The 9,805-nt window shown below is 71.2% G+C and carries 9 protein-coding genes; 5 read left to right on the top strand and 4 right to left on the bottom strand.

Annotation, left to right across the window (positions count from 1 at the left end):
* Positions 1-33: 33 nt before the first annotated feature.
* The gene (locus ACFWN1_RS28790) at positions 34-2,388 is read right to left on the bottom strand and encodes a transglycosylase domain-containing protein (protein WP_384368136.1); all 2,355 of its coding nucleotides are present in this window, start codon (positions 2,386-2,388) and stop codon (positions 34-36) included.
* Between the two features lie 903 nt (positions 2,389-3,291).
* Here ACFWN1_RS28790 and ACFWN1_RS28785 point away from each other — a divergent pair.
* Genes ACFWN1_RS28785 through ACFWN1_RS28770 form a run of 4 tightly spaced genes read left to right on the top strand, consistent with a single transcriptional unit; the run spans position 3,292 to position 6,632 of the window.
* A complete protein-coding gene (locus ACFWN1_RS28785; protein WP_384368130.1) occupies positions 3,292-4,092 on the top strand; it encodes an ABC transporter permease in 801 nt (266 codons plus the stop codon).
* A gap of 49 nt (positions 4,093-4,141) precedes the next feature.
* On the top strand, positions 4,142-4,906 hold the full coding sequence (locus ACFWN1_RS28780) for an ABC transporter permease (protein ID WP_384368133.1): 765 nt from the start codon (positions 4,142-4,144) through the stop codon (positions 4,904-4,906).
* Positions 4,907-4,910: 4 nt separating this feature from the next.
* Entirely contained in the window at positions 4,911-5,882 is a 972-nt protein-coding gene (locus ACFWN1_RS28775) for an ATP-binding cassette domain-containing protein (protein ID WP_384368127.1), read from the top strand.
* Positions 5,883-5,891: 9 nt separating this feature from the next.
* Positions 5,892-6,632, top strand: coding sequence for a DUF1707 domain-containing protein (locus ACFWN1_RS28770; RefSeq protein WP_384368124.1), 741 nt, complete (start codon positions 5,892-5,894; stop codon positions 6,630-6,632).
* Between the two features lie 3 nt (positions 6,633-6,635).
* Here the strand turns inward: ACFWN1_RS28770 and ACFWN1_RS28765 are convergent, their stop codons facing one another.
* From ACFWN1_RS28765 to ACFWN1_RS28755, 3 genes are all read right to left on the bottom strand, one after another.
* Positions 6,636-7,034: a hypothetical protein gene (locus ACFWN1_RS28765; protein WP_384368121.1), complete on the bottom strand. Its 399-nt coding sequence runs from the start codon at positions 7,032-7,034 to the stop codon at positions 6,636-6,638.
* A 149-nt stretch (positions 7,035-7,183) separates the two neighbouring features.
* Complete coding sequence (rph, locus tag ACFWN1_RS28760; RefSeq protein WP_384368118.1) at positions 7,184-7,921, bottom strand: ribonuclease PH; 738 nt, start codon at positions 7,919-7,921, stop codon at positions 7,184-7,186.
* 90 nt (positions 7,922-8,011) lie between these two features.
* A complete protein-coding gene (locus tag ACFWN1_RS28755) occupies positions 8,012-8,245 on the bottom strand; it encodes a glucose PTS transporter subunit EIIB (RefSeq protein ID WP_384368115.1) in 234 nt (77 codons plus the stop codon).
* Positions 8,246-8,500: 255 nt separating this feature from the next.
* Here ACFWN1_RS28755 and ACFWN1_RS28750 point away from each other — a divergent pair, with 255 nt between their 5' ends.
* Positions 8,501-9,751, top strand: a complete 1,251-nt coding sequence (locus ACFWN1_RS28750; RefSeq protein WP_384368112.1) for a PTS transporter subunit EIIC — start codon at positions 8,501-8,503, stop codon at positions 9,749-9,751.
* Positions 9,752-9,805 lie beyond the last annotated feature (54 nt).

The raw sequence follows: 9,805 nt of genomic DNA, 5'->3' as shown, positions 1-9,805 counted from the left end.
GTCGTCAGCCCCTTCTCCGTGCAGATGGCTCGGCTACGGGCCGACGAAACCGCCGGGCAGCCCGGCGGTGCCGGCATCGGCGCCGCCGCCCGTGACGTCCGGGTCGGGCCGGCCCCCGGGACCGTCCGTCGCGGGGCCGCCGGTTTCACCGCCGCCCGTGGCCGGGCCGCCGCCCGCGCCGCCGTCGGTGGCACCGCCCGCGGCGGTCGGGTCGGCCGGCGTGGCGCCCTCGGCCGGGGCGCCGGTCGTACCGCCGTTGTCCTGGCCGCCGTCGGCCGGGGTGGTGCCCTGGGTCGGGGCACCGGTGGTGCCGGCGTCGGCCTGGCCCACGCCGCCGCCGGGCGAGGCGGAGGGCCGGGTGCTGGGCGCCACCACGTCGGCGCCGGCCTGGAGCTCCAGGTCGAAGCCGGCGGCGGGCTGACCGCGCAGCGCGGCCCGCGTGTACTGCGCCCAGATCTCGGTGGGCGGGCCGCCACCGTTCATCCGGGGCGCGCCGAGGGCTCCGTACAGCGACTTGTGCTTGGCCGTGACCGGGTCCTGGCCCATCACGGAGACGACCGTGGCGAGGTCGGGGGTGTAGCCCGCGAACCAGGCGGCGGTGTCCTCCTCGGCGGTGCCGGTCTTGCCCGCGGCCGGACGGCCCGCGGCCTGCGCGGCCGTGGCCGTGCCGCCCTCGACCACGCTCTTCAGCACCGAGGTGGTGGTGTCGGCGGCCTCACGGCTGACGGCCTGCTTGGTCCTGCGGCTGGGCAGGTCGACCGGGACGTTGTCCCTGCTGATCTTCTCGATGATCGTGTACGTGCCGTGCCGGCCGTGGTTGGCGAGGGTGGCGTACGCCTCGGTCATCTCCAGCACGCTGGCGGTGGCGGTGCCCAGCGCGATGGACGGCGACGGGTAGAGGTCGGGGGTGCCGGCGGGGATGCCGAGGGCGACCGCCGTCTCCTTGACCTTGCCGCCGGTGACGTCGGCGGCCATCTGCGCGTACACCGCGTTGACCGACAGGTCGGTGGCCTCGCGGACGGTGATCTGGCCGTACGACTTCTGGTCCTCGTTCTCCGGGGTGTAGCTGGCGCCGGACCAGCCCTGCACAGCCCGCTTGTTGGTGCCGTCGTAGTACGTGTTCGGCGTGATGCGCTGGCCGTCCTGCGTGTTGGAGGCGTTCTGCACGGCGGAGGTGAACACGAACGGCTTGAAGGTGGAGCCGACCTGGAAGTCGCCCCGGGTCGCGCCGTTGGTGTACTGCTGCACGTAGTCGACGCCGCCGTACATCGCCACGATCTTCCCGGTCTTGGGGTCGATCGAGGCGCCGCCCGCGCGGACGTAGGTGTCGGCCTTGCGGTTCTTCTTGTCCAGCTGGGAGATCAGCTTGTCGTCGACGGCCTTGACGAAGGCGTCCTGCCTGGGCTTCTGGATGGTGGTCGTGATGCGGTAACCACCCGCGCCGAGCTGCTCCTTGGTGAGGATGTCGTGCCCGGCGAGGTAGTCCTTGACGGCCTCGACGAGGTAGCCGCGCTGGCCGGACATGCCGGTGGAGGCGGTCTGCTTCCTCGGCATCGGGAACTTCATGCCGGTGCGCTCGGACTGGGGCAGCCAGCCCTTGGCGACCATGCCGTCCAGCACGTAGTTCCAGCGGGCGAGCGCGGACGCCTTGTTCTCGGGGTGGGCCACGACGTCGTACTCACTGGGCGCGTTGACCAGCGCGGCGAGGTAGGCGGCGCGGGGCGCGTCGAGGTCGATGGCGTCGCGGCCGTAGTACGCCTGGGCGGCGGCCTGGATGCCGTAGGCGTTGCGGCCGAAGTAGCTGGTGTTGAGGTAGCCCTCCAGGATCTCGCTCTTCGACTTCTCCCGGTCCAGCTTGATCGAGATGAAGAACTCCTTGGCCTTGCGGGTGACCGTCTGCTCCTGGGCCAGGTAGTAGTTCTTCACGTACTGCTGGGTGATGGTGGAGCCGGACTGCTTGCCCTTGCCGAGGGCGGTGTTCCAGCCCGCGCGGAGCATCGCCTTGGGGTCGACGGCGGACTCGGTGTAGAAGTCGCGGTCCTCGGCGGCCAGGATGGCGAACTGGGCGGGCTTGGCGATCTGGGAGAGGCCGACGTTCTCCCGGTTGATCTCGCCGTCGCGGGCGAGCTGGGAGCCGTCCGCGTACAGGTAGACGTTGGCCTGCTTCATGGCCAGGGCGTTGGCGGCGGGGATCTTCACCATGGAGTAGCCGAGGAACAGCAGGCCGATGATCACCACCGCGCCCAGCACGAGGGTGCCGAGCACCATGCGCCAGGTGGGGAAGATCCGCCGCCAGCCGGTGCGCTTGCGCCTGGGCTTCTTGCCGCCGCTTCCACTTCCGCTGCCGCCGTCGCCCGCGCCGCCGTCGCCGCCGTTCGCGCTCGTCAGGGGGGTCGCGGTGGACTCGGCGGGGGTGCGGGGCAGGACGCTGGTCGCTCCCGCCGCGGCGGCGGGGGCCGCCGGAGACGCGGGCGCGCCGGCGCCGGCCCCGGGGGTCTCACCGGACCGGGGCGCGTTGACCCGGCGCAGCACCTGCGTGCTCTCCGCCGGCGGGGGCTGGCCGGCCTTGACGCGCCGGAGCACCTGGGTGCTCTCGGCCGCCTGCTCCAGCTTCCCGCCACCGGTACGGGGCTTCGCGGACCCGGTCGGCGCGTTGACCCGGCGCAGCACCTGGGTGCTCTCGGCCGCCGGGGTCTCCTTGGCGCCGGACTGGGCGGGCACGGCGCGAGCCTGCCCGGTCCTGGCCGGGTTCCCGGTGCCCTCGGCGGCCGGGGTGCCCTGGCCGGCCGGCGTCGGGGCCGCCGCGCCGGGCTTCCCGGCCGGGGCCGAGGGTCCCGCCGGGCGGGGCGTGTCCGGGGTCGCGGAGCCGCGCGCGGACGCGCTCTCCGGCTTCCTCCCGGGCTCCGGCCTGTTCCCGGGCTCCGGCCTGCTACCGGTCTCCGGCTTGTTCCCGCTCTCCGCCGGTTCGCGGGCGGCCGGACTCTTCGCCGGTTTCGTCTGCGGTTCCGCTGCTGCGGGCCCCTCAGCCGGCTGAGGTTCTTCTCGCGCCCCGCCCTCGTTCGGCTGCTGCGGCTGCGGCTCGTCGCTCATGTCGTGCACGGACTCCTGTTTCGTCGTACGTTCCCGTACGCCTCGTACGCCTTCTGCGCCCCCTGCTTGAAGACTCTCGCACCTGGTGAACCGTTCCCGGATTCCGGCACGCTTCGGTCACGGAAAACGCGTGGCCGTTCGCGGTGCCGGGGGCTAGGCTCCTGCGCTTCGGTGTCGAGCAGTCCGAGGAGGTGGACCGGCGTGGGCGCTGGACGGTTGTACGTGGCCGTCGCCGCAGGGGGATTCAGACGGTACGCGACCTACCGGGCCGCCACTGCGGCAGGGGTGTTCACCAACACCGTCTTCGGTCTGATCATCGTGTGCACCTACCGTGCCCTGTGGGACGTCAGGCCCCACTTGGGCGGATATGACCAGGCGCAGGCCGTGACCTACGTCTGGCTCGGGCAGGCCCTGCTGTCGACGCTGGCGATCGGTGGCGGGGGCGTCGAGGAAGAGCTGATGGAACGCATCCGTACGGGTGACGTGGCGGTGGACCTGTACCGGCCCGCCGATCTCCAGCTGTGGTGGCTGGCGTCCGATCTGGGCCGGGCCTGCTTCCAGCTGCTGGGGCGCGGGGTGCTGCCGTTCCTGTTCGGGATGGTCTGCTTCCCGGCGTACCTGCCCTCGGACCTGGGCACCTGGCTGGCCCTGCTGGTGACGGTGGGGCTGGCGATGCTGGTGGGCTTCGGCATCCGGTACCTGCTGGCGCTGAGCGCGTTCTGGCTGCTGGACGGCTCGGGGGTCACCCGGATCGCCTGGCTGGCGGGGACCTTCTGCTCGGGGATGCTGCTGCCGCTGAACGTCTTCCCGGGCACGCTCGGCGAGGTGGTCCGGGCGCTGCCCTGGTCGGCGCTGCTCCAGGCGCCGGCGGACGTGCTGCTGGGCCGGGCGGACCCGCTGGGCGTCTGGCTGTTCCAGGCCGTCTGGGCGGTGGCGCTGCTGGGCGCGGGGCGGCTGCTCCAGTCGGCGGCGACCCGGCGGGTGGTGGTCCAGGGTGGCTGAGTACGGCCGGGTCCGGGAGGGGGTGCGGGCGTACGGGCTGATCGCCGGGATGTGGGTGCGCTCCACGATGGCGTACCGGGCGTCGTTCGTGATGACCGCCTTCGGGAACTTCGCGGCGACCTTCCTGGACTTCGTCGCGATCATGCTGATGTTCTCCCGGGTGGACTCGCTGGCGGGCTGGTCGCTGCCCGAGGTGGCGTTCCTGTACGGGCTGTCCGGGGTGGCGTTCGGGCTGGCGGACCTGCTGATCGGCTCGATGGACCGGCTCGGGCGCCGGGTGCGGGACGGCACGCTGGACACCCTGCTGGTGCGTCCGGCGCCGGTGCTGGCGCAGGTCGCGGCGGACCGGTTCGCGCTGCGCAGGCTGGGCCGGGTGACGCAGGGGGCGCTGGTGCTGGGCTGGTCGGTGAGCCGGCTGGAGGTGGACTGGACGGCGGCCAGGCTGCTGCTGATGCCGGTGATGATCGCGGGCGGCTGCGGGATCTTCTGCGCGGTGTTCGTGGCGGGGGCGGCGTTCCAGTTCCTGGCGCAGGACGCCTCGGAGGTGCAGAACGCCTTCACCTACGGCGGTACGACGCTGCTCCAGTACCCGCCGGCGGTGTTCACCGCGGAACTGGTGCGCGGGGTGACGTTCGTACTGCCGCTGGCCTTCGTCAACTGGGTGCCCGCCGCCTATGTGCTGGGTCGCCCGTATCCGCTGGGGCTGCCGGGGTGGACGGCGTTCGTCTCCCCGCTGGTGGCGCTGGTGTGCTGTGCGCTCGCCGGGCTGGCCTGGCGGGCGGGACTGCGTTCGTACCGGAGCACGGGGAGCTGAACTGATGGCGGACGGCGAGGCGTTCATCGCGCTGGAGAAGGTCGGCAAGGTCTTCGAGGTGCGCAAGAGAGCGGGGTTCCTCAAGCGGGTGCGGCGGGAGGTGCGGGCGGTGGACTCGATCTCGTTCACTGTGGCGCGCGGCGAGATGGTCGGCTACATCGGGCCGAACGGCGCGGGCAAGTCGACCACGATCAAGATGCTGACCGGCATCCTCACCCCGACCTCGGGCCGGCTCCGGGTCGCCGGGATCGACCCCTCGCGGGAGCGGACCCGGCTGGCGCACCGGATCGGGGTGGTGTTCGGGCAGCGTACGACCCTGTGGTGGGACCTCCCGCTGATCGACTCCTACCGGCTCGCGCACCGCATGTACCGCATCCCGGACGCCCGTTACCGGGAGAACCTGGACCGCTGTGTCGACCTGCTGGAGCTGGGCGACCTGCTGGACGTCCCCGTACGGCAGCTCTCGCTCGGCCAGCGGATGCGCGGCGACATCGCGGCGGCCCTGCTGCACGACCCGGAGGTGCTGTACCTGGACGAGCCGACGATCGGCCTGGACGTCGTCTCCAAGGCCAAAGTGCGCGGTTTCCTGAAGGAGTTGAACACCGAGCGCGGCACGACGGTCCTGCTGACCACCCATGACCTGACGGACATCGAGCAGTTGTGCTCGCGGGTGATGGTGATCGACCACGGCCGCCTGGTGTACGACGGTTCGCTGACCGGGCTGCACGCGGCCGGGGACGGCGAACGGACCCTGGTGGTGGACCTGGAGCGGGAGTTGCCGCCGGTCGAGGTGCCCTCCGCGCGGGTGGTGCGGGTGGAGGGGCCGCGGCAGTGGCTGGCGTTCCCGGCCGGGCAGTCGGCGGCGCCCCTGGTGGCCCATCTCGCGGCCGCCTACCCGCTGGTGGATCTCTCCGTCCGCGAACCCGACATCGAGGCGGTCATCGCCAAGATGTACGCGGAGAAGGCGGTCTCGTAGTCTGCTGTCATGACCGACGACGCTGCCCCGGACCGCCGCTCCCCCGGTCCCGTCCCGGACCTCCGCGCCTCCGACGCCGACCGTGAGCGGGTCGTCGAGATCCTGCGCGACGGGCTTGCCGAAGGCCGCCTGGACATGGCGGAGTTCGAGGAGCGGCTGGAGTCCGCGTACCGGGCCCGCACCTACGGCGAGCTGGCCCCGCTGACCCTCGACCTGCCCGCGACCGGAATCCCCGCTCCCCCGGTGTCCTTCACCAAGCAGCCGGTCGACGACGGCAGTTGGGCGTCCAGGATCGTCGGCGGCGAGGGTACGTCGACCGGGGCGGTGGCGGTGCTGTCCGGGTTCCAGCGCAAGGGGCGCTGGACGATGCCGAAGAAGTTCACCTGCTTCGCGTTCATGGGCGGCGGCGAGATCGACCTGCGCGAGGCGTACTTCGCGGACCGCGAGGTCGAGATCAACTGCGTGGCCGTGATGGGCGGTCTTGAGGTGATCGTGCCGCCGGGGGTCGAGGTCGTGGTGCGCGGCTTCGGCATCATGGGCGGCTTCGAGCATCCCGAACGGCACGAGCCGGGCGAACCGGGGGCGCCGCGCGTGATCATCAGCGGGTTCGCGTTCTGGGGCGGCGTCGGTGTGGAGCGCAAGCTCACCCGGGCCGAGCGCCAGCGCCTGAAGGAGCAGCGCCGCCGGGAGCGCCTGGACCGCCGCGAGGCCCGCCACGAACTCCGGCGGGGCCGCCGCGACGGGCGCTGAGCGCTACGGCGTGCAGACTTTGGTGAGTTCGCCGGCCGCGTCGGTGACCGGGGAGATGTCCGGGGTGTCGTCGCCGTTCCGGACGGCGGTCCGGATGTCCGAGACGGCCGTGTTCAGGTCGTCCACCGCCTTGTTGACGTCGGCGTCGTCCGTCCGGTCGCCGATCCTGTCGAGGTTCTTCTCGATGGAGTCCAGGGAGGCGTCGGTCTGCGACGGGTCGTTCGCCGCGTTCTCCACGGCCTGCTGGAGGCCGGTGACGCTGTCGGCGATGGAGTCGGCGGTCCGCGCGCAGTCCAGGGCCTTGTGCACGGCGTCGCAGCCGGTGGTGAGGCCCACGGTGAACGTGGCGGCCGCTACGGCGGCTATGACGGTGGTACGGCCTCGGCGGCGGCTGGCGGCCATGCGGTGTTCCTCCCCTGGTACGGCTGGCCGGGCGCGCGGGATCGAGCCGCGCGCCCGTACCGTCCAAGACGCCGTCCGCAGAAGCGGGGTTGCCCGTACGGCCGCCTGTTTTTTGTGTTCCCTTTACCGTTCCGGCTACCCGGCCTGCCTCACGCGGGCAGGGTCGGCGCGAGGGCGGCGCGCTGGAACTCGGTGAGTTCGGCGCAGCCGGCCACACCGAGGTCGAGCAGGGCGTTCAGTTCCTCGCGGGAGAAGGGCTCGGCCTCGGCGGTGCCCTGGATCTCCACGAAGCGGCCGTCGCCGGTGCAGACCACGTTCATGTCGGTCTCGGCGCGCACGTCTTCCTCGTAAGCGAGGTCGAGCAGCGGGACGCCGTCCACGATGCCGACGGAGACGGCGCCGACCGTGCCGGTGAGCGGCCGGCGGCCCGCCTTGACCAGCTTCCTGCGCTGTGCCCAGGCGACGGCGTCGGCGAGGGCGACGTAGGCGCCGGTGATGGCGGCGGTGCGGGTGCCGCCGTCGGCCTGGAGGACGTCGCAGTCCAGGACGATGGTGTTCTCGCCGAGCGCCTTGTAGTCGATGACGGCGCGCAGCGAGCGGCCGATCAGGCGGGAGATCTCGTGCGTGCGCCCGCCGATCTTGCCCCGGACGGACTCGCGGTCGCCACGGGTGTTGGTGGAGCGGGGCAGCATGGAGTACTCGGCGGTGACCCAGCCCTCGCCGCTGCCCTTGCGCCACCGGGGGACGCCTTCGGTGACGCTGGCGGTGCAGAACACCTTGGTGTCGCCGAAGGAGACGAGGACGGAGCCCTCGGCGTGCTTGCTCCAGCCGCGTTCGATGGTGACGGGGCGGAGCTGTTCGGGGGTGCGGCCGTCGATTCGAGACATGCGGGTGAGCCTATCGGGAGTGACGCGAGGGGCTCCTCCCGCGCCGGGAGAAGCCCCTCGTGCCGATGAGCCCGCCGGTCAGCGGAAAGCTCACATCATGTCTTCGATGTCCGCGGCGATCGGGTCGGCGTCGGTGCCGATGACGACCTGGATGGCGGTACCCATCTTCACGACCCCATGGGCGCCGGCGGCCTTCAGGGCGGCATCGTCGACGAGCGACGCGTCGTGGACCTCGGTACGCAGGCGGGTGATGCAGCCCTCGATCTCATCGATGTTGTCGATGCCGCCGAGCCCGGCGACGATCTTCTCAGCCTTCGTGGCCATGTTCCTTCTCCCTGGTCCGCACGAGATCCGAACGAGAACCGTCCGGAGACTGGTCTACACCACCGCCCGGATGCCCGCCAACCCGCTCCTCCGGCCGGAGCCTCCACGACGGCCACGGTCCCCGTACACGGGTCCCGGAGGGCACTCAAAGTAGTTCCGCCGTCGCTGATCCAACGGGTTCCTTATACCGAGGGCATCGTGCTACAAACAGGTCTACACCACTGGGTGGTGTAGACCATCACTGACGGAGGACGTATGATCACCGCCACCGCCTCGGCGGCCCCCGCGAAGAAGCGGGGATCGGGCCTGTTCCAGGGCCTGCAGAAGGTCGGCCGCAGCCTGCAGCTCCCGATCGCCGTATTGCCGGCGGCGGGCATCATGGTGCGTCTCGGTCAGGACGACATCTTCGGCAAGGACGGGCTCGGCTGGGACAGGGTCGCCACCGTCTTCGCCTCGGCGGGCGGCGCCATCACGGGCAGCCTCCCCCTGCTCTTCTGCATCGGCGTGGCCATCGGCTTCGCGAAGAAGGCGGACGGCTCCACCGCGCTCGCCGCGCTGGTCGGCTTCCTGGTCTACGACAAGGTGCTCAAGGCGTTCCCGCTGACCGAGCAGCACGTCGAGAAGGGTGTGATCGTCGAGGCGACGTACAACAACCCCGGTGTGCTCGGCGGCATCATCATGGGTCTGCTCGCCGCTGTCCTCTGGCAGCGCTACCACCGCACCAAGCTGGTGGACTGGCTCGGCTTCTTCAACGGCCGCCGCTTGGTGCCGATCATCATGGCGTTCGTCGGTCTGTTGGTCGGCGTCTTCTTCAGCCTGATCTGGGAGCCCATCGGCAAGGGCATCACCAACTTCGGTGAGTGGATGACGGGCCTCGGCGCCGTCGGCGCGGCTCTGTTCGGCCTGGTGAACCGCGGTCTGATCCCGATCGGCATGCACCAGTTCGTCAACACTGTGGCCTGGTTCCAGCTCGGCACGTTCAAGGACGCGGCCGGTCACGTCTGGAGCGGCGACTACAACCGCTTCCTGCACGGCGACCCCAGCGCCGGTATGTTCATGTCAGGCTTCTTCCCGATCATGATGTTCGGCCTTCCGGCCGCCGCCATCGCCATGGCGCACTGTGCCCGCCCCGAGCGCCGCAAGGCCGTGATGGGCATGATGATCTCGCTCGCCCTGACCTCGTTCGTGACCGGTGTGACCGAACCGATCGAGTTCTCCTTCATGTTCATCGCCCCGGTGCTGTACGCCATCCACGCGGTGCTCACCGCCGTGTCCATGGCCGTTACCTGGGCCCTGGGCGTCCACGCCGGCTTCAACTTCTCGGCCGGTGTGATCGACTACGCCCTCAACTGGAACATCGCCACCAGGCCCTGGCTGATCATCCCGATCGGTCTGGTGTTCGGTGCCATCTACTACGCGGTGTTCCGCTTCGCCATAGTCAGGTTCGACCTGCCGACTCCGGGCCGCGAGCCCGACGAGGAGGTCGAGGACCTCACCAAGGCGTGAGCCTCGCTCCCACGACGAAGGCCCGGAACCTCGCCAGGTTCCGGGCCTTCGTCC

It is taken from the genome of Streptomyces sp. NPDC058459 (genome assembly GCF_042721685.1).
Classification (GTDB): Bacteria; Actinomycetota; Actinomycetes; order Streptomycetales; family Streptomycetaceae; genus Streptomyces.
This window is presented reverse-complemented; position numbering and strand designations above follow the sequence as displayed.

What these genes read in the sequence shown, in the direction of transcription:
- ACFWN1_RS28780 (WP_384368133.1), top strand. Translation starts at nt 4,142, where the DNA reads ATGTGGGTGCGCTCCACGATGGCGTACCGGGCGTCGTTCGTGATGACC.
- ACFWN1_RS28775 (WP_384368127.1), top strand. Translation starts at nt 4,911, where the DNA reads ATGGCGGACGGCGAGGCGTTCATCGCGCTGGAGAAGGTCGGCAAGGTC.
- ACFWN1_RS28770 (WP_384368124.1), top strand. Translation starts at nt 5,892, where the DNA reads ATGACCGACGACGCTGCCCCGGACCGCCGCTCCCCCGGTCCCGTCCCG.
- ACFWN1_RS28765 (WP_384368121.1), bottom strand. Translation starts at nt 7,034, where the DNA reads ATGGCCGCCAGCCGCCGCCGAGGCCGTACCACCGTCATAGCCGCCGTA.
- rph (WP_384368118.1), bottom strand. Translation starts at nt 7,921, where the DNA reads ATGTCTCGAATCGACGGCCGCACCCCCGAACAGCTCCGCCCCGTCACC.
- ACFWN1_RS28755 (WP_384368115.1), bottom strand. Translation starts at nt 8,245, where the DNA reads ATGGCCACGAAGGCTGAGAAGATCGTCGCCGGGCTCGGCGGCATCGAC.
- ACFWN1_RS28750 (WP_384368112.1), top strand. Translation starts at nt 8,501, where the DNA reads ATGATCACCGCCACCGCCTCGGCGGCCCCCGCGAAGAAGCGGGGATCG.